Origin of the sequence: Bacillus cereus group sp. BfR-BA-01441 (assembly GCF_022663075.1) — a bacterium.
Classification (GTDB): Bacteria; Bacillota; Bacilli; order Bacillales; family Bacillaceae_G; genus Bacillus_A; species Bacillus_A cereus.
On record NZ_JAKUEU010000411.1, the window covers coordinates 1 to 222 of the forward strand.

A 222-nucleotide genomic window follows, 5' to 3' on the forward strand; every position below is an offset into this window, starting at 1 on the left:
GTTTGGATTATACGTAACTTCCTCCGTAACTAAACTTTTATCTATGCTTGATGGTAAATTTGTATCTGGTTTTGTTTCAGGTTTTGGATCTGGCTTTACTTCTGGTTTTTCATCTGGTTTTGTTTCAGGTTTTGGGTCTGGCTTCACTTCTGGTTTCTGTACTTTTTCAATTACATTAATAGAGTTATATAAAAATTGACTATACGCTTCACGTGTTACAAA

The 222-nt window shown here is 33.3% G+C and carries 1 pseudogene; it reads right to left on the reverse strand.

From position 1 onward, the window contains the following. Window positions 1–222: pseudogene (locus MR107_RS31025) on the reverse strand (S-layer homology domain-containing protein); the annotation flags it as partial.